Source organism: Arcobacter suis CECT 7833, from assembly GCF_003544815.1.
GTDB lineage: Bacteria > Campylobacterota > Campylobacteria > Campylobacterales > Arcobacteraceae > Aliarcobacter > Aliarcobacter suis.
In genome coordinates this window covers 2,533,812-2,557,070 of the sequence record NZ_CP032100.1, presented here as the reverse complement: position 1 = coordinate 2,557,070, position 23,259 = coordinate 2,533,812, and the positions used below count along the sequence as shown (strand labels likewise).

The following is a 23,259-nucleotide window of genomic DNA, read 5'->3' as shown; positions in this document are numbered from 1 at the left end:
GTTCTCTCTTTTTATTAAATTAAATTTTTGTTTTTTACAAAATAGAGTGCAATTAAAGATAATAGTGAAAATAAAGCACTAAAAATAAATAAAAACTCTCCATAAACAGCACCTGCAACAACAGCTCCCACAAATCCACCAAGACCGTAAGCTACTCCATACATAAATTGTTGAGCTAATTTCTTATTTTCATATAAACTATATAAATAAATAATTACAGCACTATGATAAAGTCCAAATGAAAAGGCGTGAATTGACTGAGTTAAAAATGTAACACCCAATGAATCAGGATATAAATATAATAGCACCCATCTAAAAGTTGTAATTGTAACACAGAATTTTATGATTGTTAATAGATTGTTTTTCAAAAGTGGAGCTTGAAAATATAACATCAGGATTTCACAAATAACTCCAAAAGACCAAAGATATGAAGTCATTTCTAAACTCATTCCATGTTGAGTTTCGTATATTGTAAAAAAATTATAAAATGCTCCAAAACTTATTTGCATAAAAAATAAACTCATCCAAAAAGGCCAATATTTTAAAAAAGAAAATGGTTCATTATTTTCTTCATTTTTATGTTCAATATCATATTTGAGTAAAGAAATAGCAAAAATAACAGTTAAAATATTTAAAACTAAATAATAATGAATTGCAACATAAGGTTGAGTTAGAAACTTCGCTAAAACTAAAGAGATAATCATAAAACCAATTGAGCCATAAAGTCTTGACTTTCCATATTTTTCTTTTCCAAGATTTGAAATAGCTGTAACTTCCAAATAAGGTAAAATCAAAGATAAACAAACTCCTAAAAAAGTATTATTAATCATAAATAAATAAAAATTCTCAATAGTTAAATAAAAACATGCAGATGAAACAATAGATAAATAAAGAGCTGTTTTGAACATTTTTTGATTTAATTTAATATGTTTTAAAAACATAAAAGGAGTTAAGAATCTCATTAATGGTGCAAGCGCTAAAATAATACCTATATCAAAAGTACCATATCCAATATCGTGAAGTACCTTTGGTAAAAATATTACATAAACTCCAACAGCTGCAAAATAAAAAAAGTAAAATGCAGATAGATTGAAAAAAAGCATTATTTGTCGTTGATTATAATTGTGTTTGAAAGAATATCTTGAAAGGTCTTTTTATCTTTATTAAAAAAAGGAATAAAAAGTAAAAAAATTGATACAACAGCAATCAAAGTTGTTAAGTATCTAACAATAACTTGTATTACAGAAACTCCTTGTTTTGTCATATTATCTACAAGTTTTATATCGTAGGCTTTAAGTCCTGGCGTTTGACCATTTTTTAGCCAAAAGATTAAAATAATTGCTGCATGAACACCAAATATTATTCCCCAGCCCATTATTCTATTTTGTGCAAACTCTTCACCACTTCCCATAATTAAATAGATAACTATATAAAAAATAGGAGTAGTAATTAAAAAAGTATCGGTTAAAAAAGCTTTAAGTCTTGATGGAAGAGATGCTAAATTATCTTTTGAGAATTTATTTTTAAGCCTATTAGATTTTTCTTCTTGAACTCTATTTTGTTTAACATCTCTCCATTTAGCCATTAGTTTCCTCTGCTTCCTGGTTTATAAGCTACACTTCCTTCTTTGCACATAGGACAATTATCTGGTGCATACATCTCAAAAGTAAAATCTGCAAGTGCAAAAAGTGGTTTATCAAGTGGCAACTTACAGTTGTCTTTAGCTTCTACTGTACTTCCAACTCTAGAACAAAATCCTCTATTTGCAAGTGCTGCATAAGCAACTATTTTTCCACCAGCATTTTCAACTTGCTTTGCAGCTTCAAGTGCACTTCCACCAGTTGTGATAATATCTTCACAAATAATGTAGTTTTCACCTTCTTTAACTTCAAAACCTCTTCTAATAACCATTTCACCCTCAGCTCGTTCTGCAAAAATAAATCTTACATCTAAAGCAGTTGCAAGGGCAAACCCAGCTATTAATCCACCAAGTGCAGGTGAACAAACAGCATCAACTTTAATACCAGAGTTTTTAATTTGCTCTGCCAATGCTTCAGCTAATAATTTTGCAGTTTTTGGGTCTTCTAAAACTTTTGCAGATTGTAAATAAAACTTTGAATGATTTCCACTACTTAATTTAAAATGACCTTCTAGTAGGGCAGAAGCGTCTTTATATATTTGTTCTACATTCATAATCAAACCGTTAATATTTCTTTTTCTTTTGTTTTTAAAGTTTCATCAGCTTTAATAACATAAGAATCAGTTATCTTTTGGATTTCATCTTGAGCTCTTTTATTCTCATCTTCAGTGATTAGTTTATCTTTTAGAAGATTTTTTGCTTTTGTATTAGCATTTTGTCTAATATTTCTAATTGCAACTTTTGCACTATCAGTCATAACTTTTGCTTGTTTTGCAGTATTTTGTCTTTGATCAACAGTCATTGGTGGGAAAAATAATTTGATTACAACACCATCATTATTTGGATTAACTCCAATATTTGCAGATTGAATAGCTTTATCAATTGCTCCTAAAAGATTCTTTTCCCAAGGATTAATAACAATTGTAGTTGCATCAGGAGCTAAAACAGAACCTACTTGACTTAAATCAGTTGGTGTTCCATAATAATCAATTCTAATTCCATCTAAAATATTAACATTAACTTTTCCAGTTCTTAAAGATTTATAATCCTTTTTTAATGCTTCAATAGATTTTTCCATATGATCTTTTGTTTGAGCATATATTTCTTCTAACATTTATTCTCCTTTATTGTGATTAGTAATTTTTATTTAAATTGATAAATAAAACAAGATAAATAGAAGTAAAAAATTTACTTCTATTTGATTTTTATTTACTTACAGGTGTTGTAGGAACCGGTGCTGTTACAGGAGCAGCTGGCGCTTGTGATTCTGTTTTCGTTACAGGATTTGCCGGAATTAAAGAGTCTGTTTTAACTGAATCAACAGCACTTTGATTTCTTTGTTCATTATATAAATAACCTAAAACAACAGTATTTATAACAAAAATCAAACCTAAAGCCATTGTAGCTTTTGTTAAAAAGTTTGCAGGACCTTTTGCCCCAAATAATGAATCATTACTTCCACTATAAGCTCCAAGACCAATACTTGAACTTTTTTGAAGTAAGATTATTATTGTTAGTAAAATTGCTAATACAAACTGAACGATTAAAAGTGTAGATGTCATTATCTATTTCCTTTTTTAAAAATGGTAGTTATTTTATCTAAAACTTATTAAGAATAAGTTAAAATGGATATTAAAGCACTTCCAAAGAAATTTTATAAAGAGTAAATTTGTCAGTTAAAAACCAATTTTCGAAATATGCAAAAGAGTATAAAAATCACAATATCATTCAACAAATTGTTGCAAAATCACTTGTAAGAGAATTGAAATTTCAACCAAAAAGAATTTTAGAGTTAGGTTGTGGTTCAGGACAAGTTTACAATCATATTCCATGGGAAATAGAATTTTATAAAGCAATTGATTTTTCACCTTCAATGTGTGAATTGCATCCAAAGGGTGAAAATATAGAAGTAAAATGTTTTGATTTTGATACACAAGAGTTTTTAGATGAAATAAAAAATAATAGCTATGATATTGTTTTATCATCTTCTGCTTTACAGTGGTCAAAGGATTTATCAAAAATAATAGAACATCTTTCATTTAATACAAATGAAATAAATGCAGTTTTATTTACATCAAATACTTTTAAAACAATACAAAAAATCACAAATACAAAATCTCCAATTTTAGATGAATTATCTATAAAAGAAGCATTTTCAAAATATTTTACTTGTGAATTTGAAACAATAATGTATAAATTAGAGTTTGATAATAAAAAAGATTTATTTGATTACATTAAAAAATCAGGTGTAAGTGGAGAATCTTCTTTAGATTTTAAGGATGCTAAAAAACTATATAAAGAGTATAATTTGAATTATTTAGAATTTGAAGTTATTTTTGTTAAAACAATTTCTAAATTATAAAGTTCATATCTAACATATTTGAAGTTTTCACTATCTTTAATAGATATAAGTTTACAAAATTCTTCAAGAACTCTTGAACTTTCTTGGGCTCTTTTAAAATTAGCTATTAAAATTGAGTATAAATCAGTTCGGTTTTGTTCACTTTTTATAGAACTTCTCAAAACATCATTTTTAACATCTCTTGTTTCAAGCAATTCAATATAGTTTTCTAATCTTGATAAATGTCTAAGTTCTTTTAGTGCAGTAGCGGTTTGTTTATCGTTATAAACATATCTAAAAATATCTTCAACAACTCGAATTCCTTCTCGTAGTCTATTTAAATTTGCATCAATAAGTCTTAAGTAGTTTTCATTCATAGAATATTCTAGTTTAAAACTAACTCTTTCGAGTTAGTTTTATTCTTTATCTCCACTATTCATAATTCCTAAAATTTGTAATAAAGATATAAACAAATTGAAGAAATCTAAATATAAAGCAAGAGCTGCTTCAATTGGAGAATCATAAGCACCTTTAATTATATTTTGTGTGTCATATAAAATGAACGCAGAAAATAATAAAGCACCAACACTTGCGATTGCTAATTGCATCATTGAAGATTGAATAAAGATATTTGAAATACCAGCAACAATCATAATAATTAAAGCAATAAACAAAAATTTACCCATAGAAGAGAAATCTCTTTTAGTTGTCATTGCAAACATTGAAATTCCACCAAATGCAACTGAAGTCATTAAAAATGCTTGACCAACAATAGAAGCACCACCTGGCATTGCAAAAATTGAAGTTAATAATGGAGCAATTGTTAACCCTGTTATAAATGTAAATGCAAATAATACAGCTAAGTTAACACCAGGAGTGTGTTTAACTCTCGGAATAACAAAGAAAATTAATGCAAGTTCAACAGCAAATAAAACCCATTTAACTGGACCCATTAATATTGAAACAATTCCTAATCCAATATATGATCCTGCAGTTGCAGCTAATAAAGAACCAGCAAATAGTTGGTAAGTAGCTTTTAAAAAGCTCATTAACTGAACTTGCGATGATTCTTGTGTATATTGTGAAGATTGATTTGATAAATAATCTCTATTGTACATATACTTTTCCTTTTATATTTTTTAATTCGTCATTATATAAGAAGTTGTATTCTTATATATGACGATATAAACATTATAATATAGTAAAAAAGTAAATAAAAGATTAATATGTGGGATAAAAATTATCAAATTAAGAATTAAAATGAAGATTTCTAATCTAAATACATGTAAATTATAGTTAAATAGAGGAAAAGAAGTAAAAAACTTACAAATTTAGAAATTTGGGAAAAAACCTCTTGACAAAGCCAAAAGAATCTATTATAATTCCCGTCCAATTTGACTGGAACGCATCAAACGAGAGAATGATGAGAGACGTTGTAATCGAAGCTAGGATGATCTTTAAAAATAATTATAAACGTTTGTGAAGTAATCTTTATAAACCGAATATAGAATTCTTGTAATATAATCTGTTGTTTATTACAGATGTAAAATAAGAATAAATGTTAATATAAAATATATACATATAACAAGAGAGAAATGGTAAAACATAGAAATCTTGTCTATAACAATGAGTGATAATTTTGTGTTAGTAAAATAATACAGAAAAAGTCAAGTTCAAAAACTTCAATTTATGGAGAGTTTGATCCTGGCTCAGAGTGAACGCTGGCGGCGTGCTTAACACATGCAAGTCGAACGAGAACGGATTATAGCTTGCTATAATTGTCAGCTAAGTGGCGCACGGGTGAGTAATATATAGATAACCTGCCCTCAAGAAAGGAATAACAGTTGGAAACGACTGCTAATGCCCTATATGCCTTTAATACATAAGTATGCAAGGGAAACGCTTTAGTGCTTGAGGATGGGTCTGTATGGTATCAGCTTGTTGGTGAGGTAATGGCTCACCAAGGCTATGACGCCTAACTGGTTTGAGAGGATGATCAGTCACACTGGAACTGAGACACAGTCCAGACTCCTACGGGAGGCAGCAGTGGGGAATATTGCACAATGGACGAAAGTCTGATGCAGCAACGCCGCGTGGAGGATGACACATTTCGGTGCGTAAACTCCTTTTATATGGGAAGATAATGACGGTACCATATGAATAAGCACCGGCTAACTCCGTGCCAGCAGCCGCGGTAATACGGAGGGTGCAAGCGTTACTCGGAATCACTGGGCGTAAAGAGCGTGTAGGCGGATATATAAGTCAGAAGTGAAATCCAATAGCTTAACTATTGAACTGCTTTTGAAACTGTATATCTAGAATGTGGGAGAGGTAGATGGAATTTCTGGTGTAGGGGTAAAATCCGTAGAGATCAGAAGGAATACCGATTGCGAAGGCGATCTACTGGAACATTATTGACGCTGAGACGCGAAAGCGTGGGGAGCAAACAGGATTAGATACCCTGGTAGTCCACGCCCTAAACGATGCACACTAGTTGTTGTGAGGCTAGACCTTGCAGTAATGCAGTTAACACATTAAGTGTGCCGCCTGGGGAGTACGGTCGCAAGATTAAAACTCAAAGGAATAGACGGGGACCCGCACAAGCGGTGGAGCATGTGGTTTAATTCGACGATACACGAAGAACCTTACCTGGACTTGACATAGTAAGAACTTTCTAGAGATAGATTGGTGTCTGCTTGCAGAAACTTATATACAGGTGCTGCACGGCTGTCGTCAGCTCGTGTCGTGAGATGTTGGGTTAAGTCCCGCAACGAGCGCAACCCTCGTCATTAGTTGCTAACAGTTCGGCTGAGAACTCTAATGAGACTGCCTACGCAAGTAGGAGGAAGGTGAGGACGACGTCAAGTCATCATGGCCCTTACGTCCAGGGCTACACACGTGCTACAATGGGGTATACAAAGAGCCGCAATACAGTGATGTGGAGCAAATCTCAAAAATATCTCCCAGTTCGGATTGTAGTCTGCAACTCGACTACATGAAGTTGGAATCGCTAGTAATCGTAGATCAGCTATGCTACGGTGAATACGTTCCCGGGTCTTGTACTCACCGCCCGTCACACCATGGGAGTTGAACTCATTCGAAGCGGGGATGCTAAAATAGCTACCTTCCACAGTGGATTCAGCGACTGGGGTGAAGTCGTAACAAGGTAACCGTAGGAGAACCTGCGGTTGGATCACCTCCTTTCAGAGAATTAAGTTAAGATTTGTTTCTTAACTTAAAACTAAAAAATATATGAGATTTTATATTCGGTTTATAAAGATTATTTAAAATAGGTTTAAGGGCCTATAGCTCAGCTGGCTAGAGCGCTCGACTGATAATCGTGAGGTCTCAGGTTCAAGTCCTGATAGGCCCACCATTAAATAATCTTAAAGATTAATCAGTGTGGGGAATTAGCTCAGCTGGGAGAGCGCCTGCTTTGCACGCAGGAGGTCAGCGGTTCGATCCCGCTATTCTCCACCACCTTTAAATAGTTTAGAAGTTTATAATTAAAATTAAGAAACTTGAAAAAAAGTTAAATATAAGTTCAAATAGAGTTTGAATTTATATTTGATTTTCGAATCAAAATGATATTTAAAAATATAATGTTAAAGTCTTTAATTTTTTCGTTTAATTAAAAGAACTATGAGAATTTATTCAAAGTAGAACTAATAATTAAAAACAAAAATTTTAATTATCTAGAAATAGATAGAACACAACTTATTTTATTGATATATTTTAAATAATATGTTTAATAAGATAGTAGCCAAAGAATATTATCAAAAATGCGACAGAATTTAATTCTGTTTATTAATAAGCTATTAAGGGCTAATGGTGGATGCCTAGACTGTAAGAGGCGATGAAAGACGTATTAGGCTGCGATAAGCCTCGGGGAGCTGCCAAAGAGCTTTGATCCGGGGATTTCTGAATGGGGCAACCCAGTATAGTGAGAGCTATATTACCCTACGGGGAGCTAACCTGGTGAAGTGAAACATCTCAGTAGCCAGAGGAAGAGAAATCAAACGAGATTCCGTCAGTAGCGGCGAGCGAAAGCGGATTAGGACAAACCCAATGCTTGCATTGGGGGTTGTAGGACCATAACGTGAGACTAAAGAAGATAGATGAAATACTTGGAAAAGTGTAGCATAGAAGGTGAAACTCCTGTAATTTAAATTTTCAATAGCTCTAATGGTATCCTGAGTAGGTCGGAACACGTGATATTTTGACTGAAACTGGGGGGACCACCCTCCAATCCTAAATACTACTTACAGATCGATAGTGAACAAGTACCGTGAGGGAAAGGTGAAAAGTACTCCAGCGAGGAGAGTGAAATAGAACCTGAAACCATTAGCTTACAATCATTCAGAGCCCTATGATTTATCAGGGTGATGGACTGCCTTTTGCATAATGAGCCTGCGAGTTGTGGTGTCTGGCAAGGTTAAGTCAAGTACGAAGCCGTAGCGAAAGCGAGTCTTAATAGGGCGAATTAGTCAGATGCTGCAGACCCGAAACGAAGTGATCTATCCATGAGCAGGTTGAAGCTGGTGTAAGAGCCAGTGGAGGACCGAACCGATAGGCGTTGAAAAGTCTCCGGATGACTTGTGGATAGGGGTGAAAGGCCAATCAAACTTCGTGATAGCTGGTTCTCTCCGAAATATATTTAGGTATAGCCTTGTGTTGTAGCATATAGGGGTAGAGCACTGAATGGGCTAGGGCTGCTTACCGCGGTACCAAACCCTATCAAACTATGAATACTATATGTGGAATCACAGGAGTCAGGCGATGGGTGATAAAATCCACCGTCGAGAGGGGAACAACCCAGACTAACAGCTAAGGTCCCTAAGTCACATCTAAGTGGAAAACGATGTGGAGTTACTGTGACAACCAGGAGGTTGGCTTAGAAGCAGCCATCCTTTAAAGAAAGCGTAACAGCTCACTGGTCTAGTGATTCTGCGCGGAAAATATAACGGGGCTAAGATGTGCACCGAAGCTTTAGATTCGAATTTATTCGAGTGGTAGGAGAGCGTTCTATTCAGCGTTGAAGATGTACCGGCAAGGAGCGTTGGAGCGGATAGAAGTGAGCATGCAGGCATGAGTAGCGATAATTGAGGTGAGAATCCTCAACGCCGAAAACCCAAGGTTTCCTACGCGATGCTCGTCATCGTAGGGTTAGTCGGGTCCTAAGTCGAGTCCGAAAGGGGTAGACGATGGCAAATTGATTAATATTTCAATACCAACATACAAGCGCGATGTGGGGACGCATAGAGTTAATCGAGCTCACTGATGGAATAGTGGGTCGAAGGACGTAGGTTGATACTTAGGCAAATCCGGGTATCATAAGACCGAGATCTTACAGGCTCTTGACACTCTTCGGAGGAGATGGAGAATCGATGATACTGTCGTGCCAAGAAAAGCCACTAAGTATATTGTATGTTGCCCGTACCGTAAACCGACACAGGTGGGTGGGATGAGTATTCTAAGGCGCGTGGAAGAACCCTGGTTAAGGAACTCTGCAAACTAGCACCGTATCTTCGGTATAAGGTGTGCCTACTTTGGTATATGGACTTGCTCCAAAAAGCTAGAGAGGTTGCAACAAAGAGTCCCTCCCGACTGTTTACCAAAAACACAGCACTTTGCTAACACGTAAGTGGATGTATAAGGTGTGACGCCTGCCCGGTGCTCGAAGGTTAACTGATGATGTCAGCGCAAGCGAAGCATTTGATTGAAGCCCGAGTAAACGGCGGCCGTAACTATAACGGTCCTAAGGTAGCGAAATTCCTTGTCGGTTAAATACCGACCTGCATGAATGGCGTAACGAGATGGGAGCTGTCTCAACCAGGGATCCAGTGAAATTGTAGTGGAGGTGAAAATTCCTCCTACCCGCGGAAAGACGGAAAGACCCCGTGCACCTTTACTACAGCTTGACACTGTAGCTTGGATATTCATGTGCAGGATAGGTGGGAGGCTATGATGACTAGACGCAAGTAGAGTCGGAGCCATCCTTGAGATACCACCCTTGAATATTTGAGTTACTAACTGCGTACAATTATCTTGTATCAGGACAATGTCTGGTGGGTAGTTTGACTGGGGCGGTCGCCTCCTAAAAAGTAACGGAGGCTTACAAAGGTTAGTTCATGGCGGATGGAAATCGCCAGTTGAGTATAATGGCATAAACTAGCTTGACTGTGAGACATACAAGTCGAACAGAGACGAAAGTCGGTCATAGTGATCCGGTGGTTCTGTGTGGAAGGGCCATCGCTCAAAGGATAAAAGGTACGCCGGGGATAACAGGCTGATCTCCCCCAAGAGCTCACATCGACGGGGAGGTTTGGCACCTCGATGTCGGCTCATCGCATCCTGGGGCTGAAGTAGGTCCCAAGGGTATGGCTGTTCGCCATTTAAAGCGGTACGCGAGCTGGGTTCAGAACGTCGTGAGACAGTTCGGTCCCTATCTTCCGTGGGCGTAGGAAAGTTGAAGAGATTTGTCCCTAGTACGAGAGGACCGGGATGAACGTACCACTGGTGTACCAATTGTTCTGCCAAGAGCATCGTTGGGTAGCTACGTACGGATGTGATAAGAGCTGAAAGCATCTAAGCTCGAAGCCAACTCTAAGATTAACTTTCCCTGAAGTTCCCAGCAAGACTAGCTGGTTGATAGGCTGGATGTGTAAGCGATGTAAGTCGTTTAGCTGACCAGTACTAATAGAACGTTTGGCTTATTTAAAACAATTCTTTGGTTTACTATCTTATTAAATATATACTATATATATTTTTAAGACACATTGTGTTTTTTTTTAGAAAGAACAAAAGACTTTAACATTATTTTTTCTTAACTCTAGTTTGAGTTGAGTGTAAAGAGTACCTATTCTTACTTTTTACACTCAACTTTGCTGGTGGCTATAGAGAAGTGGAAATACCCAGTCCCATTCCGAACCTGGAAGTCAAGCACTTCATCGCCGATAATACTGCCGGGTCCCCTGGTGGAAACGTAGGCCGCTGCCAGCTCTTGAGTTTTTACACACTAAGCTTTTTCCTATCTGAACTTTCCAAGTTCTTTTAGGAAGAAGCTTTTTTTTTAGCTCCGCTTTTTTCTGGGGCTTGTTTTTAGCTTGCTTTTTATCCTATTAATCTTGCTATAATTGATCTTATTGTTTTTTATACTTTTATTTATATATGTTTCTTTTTATTCTGCTTGCATAGCTCCAACGGTAGAGCAATTCCATGGTAAGGAAGAGGTTATCGGTTCGATTCCGATTGTGAGCACCACCCTTTTACTTCTTTAAACTAAATCCCCTTTTCTTTTGATTATCTCTTTTTTACTTCTTTGTATTTTCTTGTCTTTTTCTGTATAATCCTAGATTAACTAAATATTATAGGAATTAAAATTGATAGAACAGCCAAATAATCCATTACATGGTATTAAATTAGAAATGATACTAAATTCACTTGTTGAGCATTTTGGATGGGATGAATTATCTAATCGTATTAATATAAGATGTTTTTATAGTGATCCATCAATAAAATCAAGTTTGACTTTTCTTAGAAAAACACCATGGGCTAGGAAAAAAGTAGAAAATTTATATTTATCAATACTTAAATAAAATTCACTATATACATATCTAATCATTATTACACTATTATTCTTTTTTATAATAATATAGGATTTTAAATGATAAGAAAAATAGATACGAATAGTGAAGAATTTTTAAAAGAATTAGAAATAACAAAGAAATTTACTGATGATGTAATTTCTAATCATAATTTAGTTTACAACCCAGATTCAGAAGTAAATCAATCAATTCAAATGGGACTTACTAGAAATCAAATGATTTATGGGAAAAAGTTTTGTCCATGTTTTATGGTAGTTGGACAAACTGCTCAGGAACAAGAATCAACTGAAAATAGACTTTGTCCATGCACTCCTGCATTAACTAATGAAATACCAACAAAAGGTTCATGTCACTGTGGAATTTTTTGTACTAATGAAAAAGCTTTAGAATTTGCAAAAGATAATAATTTACATGATGCTATTGCAACTCATTCAAGAGGCTTAAGTAAAGAAGAGTGTGAGAAGATATTGACAAAAGATGAAATAAATTCTATAGAATTAGAATCTTTATTAGAAGCACGAGAATTAGGTTTTATTAATTTTAATTTAGTTGATACAAGAGAATGGATGGAATGGGTTTCTAACAGAATCAAAGGAACAGATTACTTAATCCCTACAACATCATTTTATGATGCATTAGAGAGAATAATGAATCAAAGAAAGACACCAGTAGTTGTTTATTGTTTAAGTGGTAGTAGAAGTGCTTATTGTCAAAGAATAATGAAAGACTTAGGTTTTAAATCAGTTGCTAATTTAGATTATGGGATTTCATCTTATAGTGGTGAAAAAGAAAGAGGAGATATTTGATTTTAATGTATCCTTTTAGGATACATTATCTTTAAAATCATCAGAATATTTTTTCAGTAAATGCATAATTGATATAAAAAATGTCACCATTGCAGGTCCAATTATCATTCCCCAAAAACCAAATGTTGAAAGACCAGCAACAATAGAAAAGAAAATTAAAAGTTCATTTACATTTGTAGGTGTTTTTACTACTTTTTGATTAATGTATTTTATAATCATAGGTTTTACAAAAGTATCTGCAATTATAGAAATCACTAAAATAGAATAAACTGCAATAATTAAAGCATTTGTTAAATTTGTAGTTGCTTCAAATATTACGATAGGAAGCCACATTATAATTCCACCAATTACTGGAATTAAAGATGCAAAACCATATAAAACTCCAAACAATAATCCATCATAACCAAAGAATGTTAAAAAAAATCCAAACAAAAATCCTTCAAAAATTGCTGTAACAAGAATTGAATATAAAACAACAGTCATTACATTTGATGATTCATAAAATAAAATAATAGAATCATCTTTTTTTATTGGTAATAACTCTTTGATAAAAGTTGAAATAGATGTTGAATAAAGTGTAAAGAAAAAGAAGAATATTAAAATCATAATCATATCCATCATAAACTTAGCGGAATTTTTACCTAAATAAGCACCAAATGTTAGCATATCTTGAACCGTTTTACCAACATCAAATTTTGATATGATTTGATTTAATAAATCATTCAAAAATCTTAAATCTTCTAATGATTTTTGAACAAATATTTTCATGTCATCCAGATTTTTAATTAAAGAAACTTGGTCAACTTTATTGAAAAAATCAGCAAAAGAGAATATACAATATAAAATTGGTATAAAGAATAGGGATGTTAATGCTATTGTCATAATTGATGTAGCAAAAAAACGGCTTTTCAATCTATTTTCTAAGTATAAAGTTAAAGAACTTGTTGCAACAGCTAATAAAAGTGATACACAAATTGCTTTTAAAAATGGATTAAAAAGTTCTACCATAAAAAAAATCATAACAATTGCAATTGCAATTAAAAAATAAGCTGCTTTCAAAATAGTTTTCCTTGGTTTAAATCATCATCAAGTTTTGGACTTTCTGGATATGAAAGTCTAAACATTTCATAAGTCTTCAAAGATGCTATTCTTCCCCTTGCTGTTCTCTCTATATAACCGTTTGCTAGTAAATATGGTTCAATTGCATCTTCAATTGTTCCCTCATCTTCACTTAAAGCTGCTGCCATTGTAGAAAGTCCCATTGGTTTTCCTCTATTTGAAACTAATAATTCAAGAAGATTTATATCCATTTCATCAAAACCACTCTCATTTACTCCTAACTCATCTAGAGCATATTTACATCTTGAAAGATGAATTGTATTTTCATTTTCAACTTCTGCAAAATCTCTTACTCTTTTTAAAAGTCTTAAAGCCACCCTTGGAGTTCCTCTACTTCTTCTTGATATTTCAAAGGCTGCATCATTTTCACAAGATTTAGTTAATTTAAATGCTGCTTTTTGAATAATTTTTGATAATTCATCTTGATTATAAAATTGCATTCTAAAATGCATTCCAAATCTTTCTCTTAAAGGATTTGATAACATTCCAGCTCTTGTTGTTGCTCCAATTAATGTAAATCTTGGTAAATCAATTTTTACAGTTTGAGCAGCAGGCCCTGAACCAATTATAATATCTAATCTATAATCTTCCATTGCAGGATATAAAATCTCTTCAACTGTAGGTGAAAGTCGGTGAATTTCATCAATAAATAAAATATCTCCCTCTTCAAGGTTTGTTAAAATTGCAGCTAAATCACCGCTTTTTTCAATCATTGGTCCAGCTGTTACTTTGATATTTGTGTTCATTTCATTTGAAATAAGATAAGAAAGTGTAGTTTTCCCAAGTCCTGGAGGTCCATAAAAAAGTATGTGGTCTAAGGCTTCTTTTCTTTTTTTACTTGCTTCTATAAATACTTTTAAATTTTTTTTGATTTTTTCTTGACCTATATAATCATCCCAGTTTGAAGGACGCAGACTTACTTCACTATTTTCTTCTTCAAAAGATACTGACTCAACTTCTACTAATCTCTCCACACTAAAGCTCCGCTTAAAATTTTCATGTTAATACTCTTCTTCTGCTGATGGAAATGAACTATCTTGAACATCATTTCTATATTGATTTACAGCTTCTTTTACAAGATCTGCTCCATTTAAATAGTGTCTTACAAATTTTGGTTTGAACTCTTCAAAAAATCCTAACATATCAGACCAAACCAAAACTTGACCATCAGTTACATTTCCAGCTCCAATTCCAATTATTGGAATATTTACCGCTTCAGTGATTTTTTTTGCAACATTGCTCATTACACCTTCAACAACAATAGCAAAAGCTCCAGCTTTTTCAACGGCAATTGCATCATCAATTAATTGTTTTTCGTCTTGGTGAGTTTTTCCTCTAACTTTATATCCACCTTCACTTCTTACATATTGTGGCATTAGTCCAATATGTCCCATAACAGCTATTGAATTTGTAGTTAGATGTTTAATAATGTCAGCTTTATCAGCTCCACCTTCAATTTTAACCGCAGCAGCTTTTGTCTGTCTATATACTTCTATGCAATTTTTTAAAGCTTCATCTTTATTAATATAAGTTCCAAAAGGCATATCTGTAATTACAAAGGCTTTTGGAGCGCCTGTACAAACAGCATTTGTGTGATAAATCATTTGGTTTAAAGTTGCAGAAAGAGTGTCTTCCCGACCTGCAAAACTCATATTTAAACTATCTCCTACAAGTATCATATCAGCTATTTCTTCAAAAAGTTTTGCAAAAAGTGCATCATATGCTGTAATTACTGTAAGTTTTTTATTATTTTTTGAATTTCTAATTTTTGTGATGTTCATCTTTTCAAAATCATTTTTTATAATACTCATTTAAAAACCTTAATAAATTTATTTGTATTTAGTCTTGATTATATCAAAATATAAGTTATTCTAAGGATTTGTTTTATAAATAAAGATGAATTTTGTTAAAATAGAAAGCAAATATAAAATAGGATTTTTTTTAATGAAACAAAATGATAAAAAGCTAGTTGGATATATCACTTCATCTTTTCCAAATAATAATTTTACAATAGATTTAGCATATAGTATGAAAGAAGCTGGAGTTGATACACTTGAACTTGGAATTCCATTTTCAGATCCAGTCGCTGATGGTCCTGTTATTGAAAAAGCAAATCTAATAGCTTTAAATAATGGATTTAAGTTAAAAGATTTATTTGAAGTTTCTTCAAAAATAGCTAAAGATATAGATACTTTATGGATGGGATATTTAAATCCATTTTATCATTATGGAATGGAAAAATTCTTACAAAAAGCGCAAGAGTTTGGGATAAAAGGAACAATAATTCCTGATTTACCTTATGAAATGGCTCAAAATTTTGAAGATTTATTTAAAAAATATAATAAAGTAAATGTTTCTTTTGTTGCACCAACTGATAGTGAAGAGAGAATTAAACAAATTGTTACAGAGTCACAAAAGTTTATTTATATGGTTGCTTATGCTGGAATTACTGGAAGTGGACAAAAAGAAGATTTATCAAAAATTATTGAAAATATAAGAAAATATTCTAACACACCTTTATATATTGGTTTTGGTGTTGATGAAAACAGTTGTAAAGAAAAAGTTATGGGTGTTGATGGAGTAATTGTTGGAAGTGCATTTGTAAAACATATAATTGATGATAGTTTATCAAATGATGAAAAAATTAAAAAAATCTCTTGCGTTGCAAAAGAAATAAAAGAAAAAATAAACGAATAATTATGCAAATACAGAATCCAGATATTGAATTTTTAGAAGAGAATAGAAACTGTTCTTATTTTGAAGATAAAATATCTGATATTAGATATAGATATATTTATTCTTGTTCAACTTCAAGTTATCAAGATATGTTAGAGCGAGGTTGGAGAAGATTTGGTAGAATGCATTTTGTACCAGAATGTAAATCTTGTAATAAATGTGTTTCGATGAGAATTGATGTAAAGAATTATAAATTCTCAAAATCAGAAAAAAGAGTAATAGCAAAAAATAAAGATACAAAACTTTATATAAGACCACCATCTCTTACAATGGAACATCTAAATCTTTATGATAAATATCACAGATTCATGAATGATAAAAAAGATTGGCCCTATACTCCAATTGAACCAGATGATTATATGAAGTCTTATGTGGAAGCAAAAGAAGAGTATGCAAAAGAGTTTTTGTATATTAAAGATGATAAATTAATAGGTGTTGCTTTGGTTGATATTTTGCCAAATTCAATTTCAGCAATTTATTGTTATTATGATCACTCTTATGGTGATTTATCAATAGGTAAATTTTCTATTCTTGCACAAATCAAAATTGCAAAAGAGTTAAATATTCCATATATATATTTAGGATATTGGATAAAAGATCATTTTTCTATGGGATATAAAGAGGCGTATTCTCCTTTTGAGATATTAAAGAATAGACCAACTCTTAATGAAACATCAATTTGGGAAAATAATAAATTATAATATAGAGTTTATAGTAAGTAGAATATTTTGTGTTATAATCTCGTAGTTTATTAGCTATTACTTAGTAAAATTTACTAAAGAGCAATTTTTTTAATGGCTCAACATTAACAATAGTATTAATGACAACATTTTATTAAATATATAAATATAAAAGAAAGAGAGAAAAATGACTAAGTATATAGTTTCTTTTTTATTACTTATTAATGTACTATTTGCAGAAGATAATTTATTAAATAAACAAGAAGTAAGTGGAAATATTCCTTACAATCCTAATGTGGATTGTTTAATTTTAGAAGATGAAAATTCAATTATATGTAAATTTGAAATAATTAGAGATGAAAATGAGCAACAAATTATAATTCATTGGGTTAGTCCAACTGGTGAAATTTCAAGAACAAGAGAAATGTTGATTCCAGCAGGTGATAGTTCTGCATATGATTACCGATATATTGATGGTAGAGAAAATGGTAAATGGGATTTTAAAATAATTTATAGGGGAAAAGAGTATATTTCTCAGTTTGAGTTGAAGTAAATCTTCAATTTGAATTTTGTTTTTTAGCTTATGTAAGAAACAAAACCCTATAAATAGAGTTTTGCTTTTACAAATCAAAATATTATAATCTTGATTCGTATCTTCTTAACATATATAATCTTTTTAACATTTTCTTTCTAGCAGATATTTTTTGTTTTTTTCTAATTTCTGTCATTGGTTCAAAATATCTTCTAGCTCTAGTTTCTGTAACAATAAGATTTCTATCACATTGTTTTTTAAATCTTCTATAAGCTTCGTCGAAAGATTCGCTATCTTTAACTTTTATGCCTGGCACTAAAATCACCCACTTTCTTTTTAAAATTTTAGGTTTGCATTATATTTAAAGTTTACTTAATCCTTATTTAACTTTAACAAATATTAGAATATAATTGACTTTTAATACAAAGGAATATTTTGAATTTAACACACTTAGATGATAATAACAGACCTAAAATGGTTGATGTTTCTGATAAATATGAAACTAGAAGAGTTGCAATTGCAAGTGGTGAAATTTCTATGTCACAAGATGCATTTGAAGCGATTATTTCAAATAATACAAAAAAAGGTCCAGTTTTACAAACAGCTGTAGTTGCCGCAATTATGGGTGTGAAGAAAACAAGTGATTTAATTCCTATGTGTCATCCTTTGTTATTGAGTGGAATAAATTGTGATGTTGAAGAAAAAGCTGAATTACCAGGCTTTAAACTAATTGTTACAGCTAAACTAAATGGACAAACTGGTGTTGAAATGGAAGCCTTAACAGGTGTTTCTATTGGATTATTGACTATTTATGATATGGTAAAAGCAATTGATAAATCTATGGTTATTTCTAATGTGCAATTAGAGAAAAAATCAGGTGGTAAAAGTGGTGATTTTATTAGAGAGGATTTAAATAATGATTGATTTAAGCAAAGAAAAATTAGTTCTAAATTATCCATGTTCTTGGGAATATAAACTAGTTGTTTTAGAACATATTGATATACATGTAACTGTAAAAGAAGTTGTTTCAAGTAGAGAACATAAAGTTAAAGAGTCAAAAGTTAGTAGTAAAGGTAAATATAAAAGTTATACTCTTGAACTTTTGGTTCATAATGACGATGATAGAACAGAGATTTATAAAATGTTAGGTGACCATTCTAATATTAAAATGGTTTTATAATTAATTAGTATCTTATTCGTAAGATACTAATTCTTGTTTAAATTTTTCTTGATTTAATTTTTTACAAGCAACTTTATAGTGTTTTTCAATTGTTTCTTCATCATCTTTTACAAGAGTTTTAATCTCTTCAATAGATTTTCCTTCTTCAAAAGCTACAAAAATTTTATACTCTTTTTTTGTAAATTTTCTTTTTAATATCTCTTGTAATTGTTCATCTGATCTTAACGTACCAACTAACTTGTCAATATGTTTTAGTAAAGAGTTTGTAAAATTCATCTGTTTCCTTTTATTTAGTTAACCAGTTTTCAACTGATTTTATATCATTATAAGAAGTCATATCAAGCATAATCGGTGTAATTGATACATAATTAGCTTTTATTGCTTCAAAGTCACAATCTTTATTTTCTGATGGTTTCCAAAGTAATGGATGCAATCCAATCCAATAATACTCTTCACCTCTTGGATTTAGATGCCTATGAGTATCATTTCCATACTCTCTAAATCCTGCTTTTGTAACTTTTATACCATTACAGTCTTTGGCTTTTATAGGTGGAATATTAACATTTAAAAACTTTCTTTCATCTAATGGGAAATTTTTATCTAATATTTTGCTAGCAAGTTCCTCAATTACACTCTTTGCCAGTTCAAAATCCCAATTATTTTGTATATCTTGACATCTATCATTACATACTTGAGAGATTGCAATTGCAGGAATTCCATGAATTACAGCCTCCATTGCAGCTGAGGCAGTTCCGCTATATGTAATATCTTCACCCATATTTGCACCAATATTTATTCCACTAATTACTAAATCAGGAATATTTCCTTCTTTGAATAAATCACTTATTGAAATAAATACACAATCCGTTGGACTTCCATCATCAACTTTATAAAAATCATCATCAACCCAAACCATTCTTAATGGTTTATCCAAAGTTAATGAGTGACCACAAGCAGATTTGTTACGTGCTGGTGCAACAACTGTTATTTTAGCAATTGGTTTTAAGGCCTCAATTAAGGCTTTTAATCCAACTGCATCAAAACCATCATCATTTGTTAGTAGGATATGTTTCATGCTACTATATATACTCCCTCTAGTTGTTGTATTAAATTTTCCACTTGAGAAGTTACTTTAAATCCAGTTTCTAGTTCTAAATCAGCAAGTTTTGATTTAATCAAAATTTTTAATTCTCTTTTTCCTTGATTATTTGCCACAATATCAAATAATTTGTACATCAAATTTTCGTCATTCGAAAAAGGTATTGCTATTGTTAGTGGTGGTTCAACAACTTCTTTTTGTTTTGTTTTAATTTTTTCGTTTTTTGCTTCTTTGATGCTTTCAATTTTTAGAATATTCATTCTTGTGAAGTTTTCATCCTTTGAAATTCTTACTTTAAAAGCTATTGGTTCATTTAAATCATAATCATCTTTTAATTCTTTTAATCTATCTTCAAAAAGCATAAGTTCGATAGTTCCGTGAAAATCCATGATAGTTGCAATTCCAAATTTATTACCTTTTTTTGAAATTCTTTCAGTGATATTTTCAATTTTTCCTACAAATAAAGCTTGGCTTCCATCTTCAAGTTCATCAATTTGAGATGATAAAGTATAATTAATCTTATCAAGTTGTTCCCTATATTCATCAAGCGGATGCCCAGATACATAAAATCCTAAAGAGGCTTTTTCAAGTTCAAGAATCTCTTTTGCTTCAAATTCGGGAAGATGTTCAAGTTCAATATCTATTTTTGTAAGTTCATCACTATCTCCAAAAAGTGAACCTGTTGCCATTTTTTTTGCAACGGCAGCTTTTCCAACTGTTTCAACTATTTTTTCTATTTGATTAAGTAAAGCTTGTCTTGAATATCCAAAACCATCAAAAGCTCCAGCTTTTGTTAAAGATTCAATTACCCTTTTATTTACTTTACTTCCATCAATTCTTGAGATAAAATCTGGTAAATCTGTAAATAATCCACCTTCATTTCTAGCTTTTAAAATAGAGTTAATTGCAACATCACCTGCACCTTTTATGGCACCCATTCCAAACATTACAACTTCTTTATCTTCTATTTTTTTTGCTGAAAATACTAAATCAGATTTATTAATATCAGGTGGGAATAGGTCAAGTCCCAATCTTTTTACTTCATCCACATATTTAACAACTTTGTCTGTATTATCTTTTTCAAGAGTTAAAAGTGCTGCCATAAATTCTGATGGATAATATTTTTTTAGATATGAAGTATAAAAAGTAACTAGTGCATAAGCTGCCGAGTGAGATTTGTTAAATCCATATCCAGCAAACTTTACGATTAGGTCGAATAACTCTTCACAGTGAGGTTTTTGATAACCTTTTTTAACTCCACCATCTGCAAATTCACCTTTTAGTCTATCCATCTCTTCTTTGATTTTTTTACCCATTGCCCGTCTAACTAAGTCAGCGCCTCCAAGTGAAAAACCTCCAATAGTTTGAACGATTTGCATAACTTGCTCTTGGTAAACAATAACTCCATAGGTAGTTTCTAGAATTGGTCTTAAAGGTGCATCAAATTCATCATAAAAGTAGTTTATTTCAGCACGACCATGTTTTCTATCAATAAAGTCATCAAGCATTCCTGATTCCATTGGACCTGGTCTATAAAGGGCAAGAACGGCGATAATATCCTCAAAATTTGAAGGTTTAAGTCTTTTACATAAATCTTGCATACCATCGGACTCGATTTGAAATAGTCCCATTGTATTTCCAGTTTGAATCAGATCATAAACACCTTTGTCATTCACATCTGCTGTGATAAAATCTACTCTTTTTCCATGTCTTTGCTCAATTAGTTTATTTGCTTCTTCAATAACTGTTAGGGTTTTTAAACCCAAAAAGTCGAATTTGATTAAATCCACATCCTCAACATACTTTCCATTATATTGAGTAGCAAGAGTATCTAGTCCTGAAGGTTTGAAAAGCGGAGTTTTTTTCCATAAAGGCTCATTTGAAATAACAACTCCCGCTGCGTGAGTTCCAGCATTTCTATTTAATCCCTCTAACGCTAAAGCATATTCCCAAACTCTTGCTGCTTGTGGATCTGCATCACAAAGTTCTTTTATCTTTGGCTCTTTTTCATAAGAACTTGTTAGATTTATTCCTAATTCATCGGGAATAAGTTTTGCCATCGCATCAGCTCTTGCATAAGGCATATCAAGAACCCTTGCAACATCTCTAATTACCCCTTTTGCTAAGAGTTTACCAAAGGTGATAATTTGTGCAACGTTCGCTCGACCATATTGTTGAACAACATAATCAATAATTTCACCCCGTCTTGCTTGACAAAAGTCCATATCAATATCGGGCATTGAAACCCTTTCTGGATTTAGGAATCTCTCAAAAAGCAGACCATAAGGAATAGGGTCAATATCTGTGATTTTTAAAGAAAAAGCAACTAAACTTCCAGCCGCCGAACCCCGTCCTGGACCTACTGGAATTCCCATTTGTTTTGCAACAATTACGAAATCCCAAACGATAAGCATATATCCTGGAAACCGCATATTATTTATGATTTCAATTTCTACTTCAAGTCTATCTCGATACTCTTGATGATGTTCTGGTGGAACAATTTTTAATCTATCTTCAAGACCAATTCTGCACTCATGAATAAATAAAATTTTGTCATTTTCAAGGGAATATTCAACATCTGGTTCTGGTAAAACTAAATTTGAAATTTCTGATTTTTGTCTTGTAAATTTAAAATTTGGAGGAGTTGGGTTTCCTAGTTTTATTTCCAAATTGCATTTATCAGCTATCTCTTGAGTGGCTTCTAACGCTTCAGGAATATCAGCATATAATTTTGCGATTTGTTCTGGTGATTTTAAATAAAATTCATGAACACTATGTCTTAATCTTTTTGGATCATCATAAAGTTTATTCATGGCAATACACATGAAAGCTTCGTGAGCATCGGCATCTTTTTGCTCTAAATAGTGAGTGTCATTTGTAGCAACTACTTTTATTCCTGTCTCTTTTGAGATTCGTAAAATTTGGTCATCAACAAAATGTTGGTCACTAATTCCATGTCTCATAATTTCTAAATAAAAATCATCTCCAAAAATTTCTTTATATTCTAAAGCTATTTTTTTTGCTTCTTCATAACCTTTTGCACCATTTTTTACATTTCTTTCACTTTGAGTATTTAGATGCCAGTTTACTTCACCTTGTAAACAAGCAGCACTGCAAACTAAACCTTCTGCATTATCTTTTAGAAGTTGTTTATTAATTCGAGGATAATAATAAAAACCATGCATATAAGCTTGAGAACTTAAAAACATTAGATTTTTGTAACCAATATCATTTTTTGCATATAAACAAAGGTGAAATCTTTGTCTATTTGTTTTATCGCCAATATCTTCACTATTGTGAATATAGGCTTCCATCCCAATAATTGGTTTAATTCCCTCAGCTCTCATTGCATTATAAAAGTCAATTGCTCCAAACATATTTCCATGGTCAGTCATAGCAACGCTTGTCATTCCCATTTTTTTTACTTTTTTAGCAAGGGGTTTTATTTTGTTTGCACCATCAAGTAGTGAATACTCTGTATGTAAATGTAGATGGGTAAATTTTGGTGTATCAGACATAA

General features: G+C 32.1%; 22 protein-coding genes, 3 tRNA genes and 3 rRNA genes. 14 read left to right on the top strand and 14 right to left on the bottom strand.

The annotated features are described in order from the left end of the window. Nucleotides 1-14: 14 nt before the first annotated feature. The 5 genes from ASUIS_RS13125 to secG all read right to left on the bottom strand — a co-directional run bounded on the left by ASUIS_RS13125 (nucleotide 15) and on the right by secG (nucleotide 3,201). Complete coding sequence (locus ASUIS_RS13125; RefSeq protein WP_118887523.1) at nucleotides 15-1,103, bottom strand: MFS transporter; 1,089 nt, start codon at nucleotides 1,101-1,103, stop codon at nucleotides 15-17. Further along, nucleotides 1,103-1,585 (bottom strand): RDD family protein, encoded by a 483-nt coding sequence (locus tag ASUIS_RS13120; RefSeq protein ID WP_118887522.1) that lies wholly within the window; start codon nucleotides 1,583-1,585, stop codon nucleotides 1,103-1,105. Before ASUIS_RS13120 ends, ASUIS_RS13125 begins: the two co-directional genes overlap by 1 nt. Next, the gene (gene pyrE, locus ASUIS_RS13115; RefSeq protein ID WP_118887521.1) at nucleotides 1,585-2,193 is read right to left on the bottom strand and encodes an orotate phosphoribosyltransferase; all 609 of its coding nucleotides are present in this window, start codon (nucleotides 2,191-2,193) and stop codon (nucleotides 1,585-1,587) included. Before pyrE ends, ASUIS_RS13120 begins: the two co-directional genes overlap by 1 nt. A gap of 2 nt (nucleotides 2,194-2,195) precedes the next feature. Then, nucleotides 2,196-2,753: a ribosome recycling factor gene (frr, locus tag ASUIS_RS13110; RefSeq protein WP_118887520.1), complete on the bottom strand. Its 558-nt coding sequence runs from the start codon at nucleotides 2,751-2,753 to the stop codon at nucleotides 2,196-2,198. 91 nt (nucleotides 2,754-2,844) lie between these two features. Continuing rightward, nucleotides 2,845-3,201 carry a preprotein translocase subunit SecG gene (gene secG, locus ASUIS_RS13105; protein WP_118887519.1) on the bottom strand — a complete coding sequence of 119 codons (357 nt, stop codon included), beginning with the start codon at nucleotides 3,199-3,201 and terminating at the stop codon, nucleotides 2,845-2,847. A gap of 107 nt (nucleotides 3,202-3,308) precedes the next feature. On the opposite strand from secG, the gene ASUIS_RS13100 reads away from it, so the two are divergent. Then, nucleotides 3,309-4,001 carry a methyltransferase gene (locus tag ASUIS_RS13100; protein ID WP_118887518.1) on the top strand — a complete coding sequence of 231 codons (693 nt, stop codon included), beginning with the start codon at nucleotides 3,309-3,311 and terminating at the stop codon, nucleotides 3,999-4,001. Here ASUIS_RS13100 and ASUIS_RS13095 read toward each other — a convergent pair. Continuing rightward, complete coding sequence (locus ASUIS_RS13095; protein WP_118887517.1) at nucleotides 3,953-4,357, bottom strand: thiamine-phosphate pyrophosphorylase; 405 nt, start codon at nucleotides 4,355-4,357, stop codon at nucleotides 3,953-3,955. The two genes, ASUIS_RS13100 and ASUIS_RS13095, sit on opposite strands and share 49 nt — an antisense overlap. Before the next feature lie 39 nt (nucleotides 4,358-4,396). Continuing rightward, nucleotides 4,397-5,098 (bottom strand): Bax inhibitor-1/YccA family protein, encoded by a 702-nt coding sequence (locus tag ASUIS_RS13090; protein ID WP_118887516.1) that lies wholly within the window; start codon nucleotides 5,096-5,098, stop codon nucleotides 4,397-4,399. A 568-nt stretch (nucleotides 5,099-5,666) separates the two neighbouring features. Here ASUIS_RS13090 and ASUIS_RS13085 point away from each other — a divergent pair. From ASUIS_RS13085 to ASUIS_RS13050, 8 genes are all read left to right on the top strand, one after another. After that, nucleotides 5,667-7,184, top strand: a 16S ribosomal RNA gene (locus ASUIS_RS13085). Between the two features lie 95 nt (nucleotides 7,185-7,279). Beyond that, nucleotides 7,280-7,356: transfer RNA gene (locus ASUIS_RS13080), tRNA-Ile, on the top strand. 28 nt (nucleotides 7,357-7,384) lie between these two features. Beyond that, a tRNA-Ala gene (locus ASUIS_RS13075) sits at nucleotides 7,385-7,460 on the top strand. 328 nt (nucleotides 7,461-7,788) lie between these two features. Beyond that, nucleotides 7,789-10,701, top strand: a 23S ribosomal RNA gene (locus tag ASUIS_RS13070). 165 nt (nucleotides 10,702-10,866) lie between these two features. Continuing rightward, a 5S ribosomal RNA gene (gene rrf, locus ASUIS_RS13065) occupies nucleotides 10,867-10,982 on the top strand. The 16S, 23S and 5S rRNA genes sit together here with 3 tRNA genes alongside, the layout of an rRNA operon. 185 nt (nucleotides 10,983-11,167) lie before the next feature. After that, a tRNA-Thr gene (locus ASUIS_RS13060) sits at nucleotides 11,168-11,243 on the top strand. Nucleotides 11,244-11,362: 119 nt separating this feature from the next. After that, nucleotides 11,363-11,578, top strand: coding sequence for a VF530 family protein (locus ASUIS_RS13055; RefSeq protein ID WP_118887515.1), 216 nt, complete (start codon nucleotides 11,363-11,365; stop codon nucleotides 11,576-11,578). Nucleotides 11,579-11,646: 68 nt separating this feature from the next. After that, nucleotides 11,647-12,393 (top strand): ferredoxin-thioredoxin reductase catalytic domain-containing protein, encoded by a 747-nt coding sequence (locus ASUIS_RS13050; RefSeq protein WP_118887514.1) that lies wholly within the window; start codon nucleotides 11,647-11,649, stop codon nucleotides 12,391-12,393. A 15-nt stretch (nucleotides 12,394-12,408) separates the two neighbouring features. Here ASUIS_RS13050 and ASUIS_RS13045 read toward each other — a convergent pair whose 3' ends face one another. From ASUIS_RS13045 to panB, 3 genes are read right to left on the bottom strand one after another with little or no spacing between them, the layout of a single operon-like run. Next, nucleotides 12,409-13,452, bottom strand: coding sequence for an AI-2E family transporter (locus ASUIS_RS13045; protein ID WP_118887513.1), 1,044 nt, complete (start codon nucleotides 13,450-13,452; stop codon nucleotides 12,409-12,411). Then, a complete protein-coding gene (gene ruvB, locus ASUIS_RS13040; RefSeq protein ID WP_118887512.1) occupies nucleotides 13,449-14,486 on the bottom strand; it encodes a Holliday junction branch migration DNA helicase RuvB in 1,038 nt (345 codons plus the stop codon). Before ruvB ends, ASUIS_RS13045 begins: the two co-directional genes overlap by 4 nt. A 27-nt stretch (nucleotides 14,487-14,513) precedes the next feature. Next, the gene (gene panB, locus ASUIS_RS13035; RefSeq protein ID WP_118887511.1) at nucleotides 14,514-15,323 is read right to left on the bottom strand and encodes a 3-methyl-2-oxobutanoate hydroxymethyltransferase; all 810 of its coding nucleotides are present in this window, start codon (nucleotides 15,321-15,323) and stop codon (nucleotides 14,514-14,516) included. Nucleotides 15,324-15,456: 133 nt separating this feature from the next. On the opposite strand from panB, the gene trpA reads away from it, so the two are divergent. The 3 genes from trpA to ASUIS_RS13020 all read left to right on the top strand — a co-directional run bounded on the left by trpA (nucleotide 15,457) and on the right by ASUIS_RS13020 (nucleotide 17,481). Beyond that, nucleotides 15,457-16,209 carry a tryptophan synthase subunit alpha gene (trpA, locus tag ASUIS_RS13030; RefSeq protein ID WP_118887705.1) on the top strand — a complete coding sequence of 251 codons (753 nt, stop codon included), beginning with the start codon at nucleotides 15,457-15,459 and terminating at the stop codon, nucleotides 16,207-16,209. A 2-nt stretch (nucleotides 16,210-16,211) separates the two neighbouring features. Further along, a complete protein-coding gene (locus ASUIS_RS13025; RefSeq protein ID WP_118887510.1) occupies nucleotides 16,212-16,949 on the top strand; it encodes an arginyltransferase in 738 nt (245 codons plus the stop codon). A gap of 166 nt (nucleotides 16,950-17,115) precedes the next feature. Continuing rightward, a complete protein-coding gene (locus ASUIS_RS13020; RefSeq protein WP_118887509.1) occupies nucleotides 17,116-17,481 on the top strand; it encodes a hypothetical protein in 366 nt (121 codons plus the stop codon). An 82-nt stretch (nucleotides 17,482-17,563) separates the two neighbouring features. On the opposite strand, the gene rpsU is transcribed toward ASUIS_RS13020, so the two are convergent. Continuing rightward, the gene (rpsU, locus tag ASUIS_RS13015) at nucleotides 17,564-17,776 is read right to left on the bottom strand and encodes a 30S ribosomal protein S21 (protein WP_041655391.1); all 213 of its coding nucleotides are present in this window, start codon (nucleotides 17,774-17,776) and stop codon (nucleotides 17,564-17,566) included. Between the two features lie 119 nt (nucleotides 17,777-17,895). On the opposite strand from rpsU, the gene moaC reads away from it, so the two are divergent. Together moaC and ASUIS_RS13005 are read left to right on the top strand one after the other, a co-directional pair. Then, nucleotides 17,896-18,384 carry a cyclic pyranopterin monophosphate synthase MoaC gene (gene moaC / locus ASUIS_RS13010; protein ID WP_118887508.1) on the top strand — a complete coding sequence of 163 codons (489 nt, stop codon included), beginning with the start codon at nucleotides 17,896-17,898 and terminating at the stop codon, nucleotides 18,382-18,384. After that, a complete protein-coding gene (locus ASUIS_RS13005) occupies nucleotides 18,377-18,640 on the top strand; it encodes an HP0495 family protein (protein ID WP_118887507.1) in 264 nt (87 codons plus the stop codon). Before moaC ends, ASUIS_RS13005 begins: the two co-directional genes overlap by 8 nt. A 12-nt stretch (nucleotides 18,641-18,652) precedes the next feature. Here the strand turns inward: ASUIS_RS13005 and ASUIS_RS13000 are convergent, their stop codons facing one another. Genes ASUIS_RS13000 through dnaE form a run of 3 tightly spaced genes read right to left on the bottom strand, consistent with a single transcriptional unit; the run spans nucleotide 18,653 to nucleotide 23,257 of the window. Further along, on the bottom strand, nucleotides 18,653-18,916 hold the full coding sequence (locus ASUIS_RS13000) for a hypothetical protein (protein WP_118887506.1): 264 nt from the start codon (nucleotides 18,914-18,916) through the stop codon (nucleotides 18,653-18,655). 10 nt (nucleotides 18,917-18,926) lie between these two features. Continuing rightward, nucleotides 18,927-19,715 carry a 5'/3'-nucleotidase SurE gene (gene surE / locus ASUIS_RS12995; protein WP_118887505.1) on the bottom strand — a complete coding sequence of 263 codons (789 nt, stop codon included), beginning with the start codon at nucleotides 19,713-19,715 and terminating at the stop codon, nucleotides 18,927-18,929. Beyond that, nucleotides 19,712-23,257: a DNA polymerase III subunit alpha gene (gene dnaE, locus ASUIS_RS12990; RefSeq protein ID WP_118887504.1), complete on the bottom strand. Its 3,546-nt coding sequence runs from the start codon at nucleotides 23,255-23,257 to the stop codon at nucleotides 19,712-19,714. The genes surE and dnaE overlap by 4 nt, the downstream gene beginning before the upstream one ends. Nucleotides 23,258-23,259: the final 2 nt, after the last annotated feature.

What these genes read in the sequence shown, in the direction of transcription:
- frr (WP_118887520.1), bottom strand. Translation starts at nt 2,753, where the DNA reads ATGTTAGAAGAAATATATGCTCAAACAAAAGATCATATGGAAAAATCT.
- pyrE (WP_118887521.1), bottom strand. Translation starts at nt 2,193, where the DNA reads ATGAATGTAGAACAAATATATAAAGACGCTTCTGCCCTACTAGAAGGT.
- ASUIS_RS13095 (WP_118887517.1), bottom strand. Translation starts at nt 4,357, where the DNA reads ATGAATGAAAACTACTTAAGACTTATTGATGCAAATTTAAATAGACTA.
- dnaE (WP_118887504.1), bottom strand. Translation starts at nt 23,257, where the DNA reads ATGTCTGATACACCAAAATTTACCCATCTACATTTACATACAGAGTAT.
- ASUIS_RS13090 (WP_118887516.1), bottom strand. Translation starts at nt 5,098, where the DNA reads ATGTACAATAGAGATTATTTATCAAATCAATCTTCACAATATACACAA.
- ASUIS_RS13020 (WP_118887509.1), top strand. Translation starts at nt 17,116, where the DNA reads ATGACTAAGTATATAGTTTCTTTTTTATTACTTATTAATGTACTATTT.
- panB (WP_118887511.1), bottom strand. Translation starts at nt 15,323, where the DNA reads ATGAGTATTATAAAAAATGATTTTGAAAAGATGAACATCACAAAAATT.
- ASUIS_RS13120 (WP_118887522.1), bottom strand. Translation starts at nt 1,585, where the DNA reads ATGGCTAAATGGAGAGATGTTAAACAAAATAGAGTTCAAGAAGAAAAA.
- ASUIS_RS13025 (WP_118887510.1), top strand. Translation starts at nt 16,212, where the DNA reads ATGCAAATACAGAATCCAGATATTGAATTTTTAGAAGAGAATAGAAAC.
- surE (WP_118887505.1), bottom strand. Translation starts at nt 19,715, where the DNA reads ATGAAACATATCCTACTAACAAATGATGATGGTTTTGATGCAGTTGGA.
- ASUIS_RS13000 (WP_118887506.1), bottom strand. Translation starts at nt 18,916, where the DNA reads ATGAATTTTACAAACTCTTTACTAAAACATATTGACAAGTTAGTTGGT.
- ASUIS_RS13050 (WP_118887514.1), top strand. Translation starts at nt 11,647, where the DNA reads ATGATAAGAAAAATAGATACGAATAGTGAAGAATTTTTAAAAGAATTA.
- trpA (WP_118887705.1), top strand. Translation starts at nt 15,457, where the DNA reads ATGAAACAAAATGATAAAAAGCTAGTTGGATATATCACTTCATCTTTT.
- ASUIS_RS13125 (WP_118887523.1), bottom strand. Translation starts at nt 1,103, where the DNA reads ATGCTTTTTTTCAATCTATCTGCATTTTACTTTTTTTATTTTGCAGCT.
- secG (WP_118887519.1), bottom strand. Translation starts at nt 3,201, where the DNA reads ATGACATCTACACTTTTAATCGTTCAGTTTGTATTAGCAATTTTACTA.
- ASUIS_RS13005 (WP_118887507.1), top strand. Translation starts at nt 18,377, where the DNA reads ATGATTGATTTAAGCAAAGAAAAATTAGTTCTAAATTATCCATGTTCT.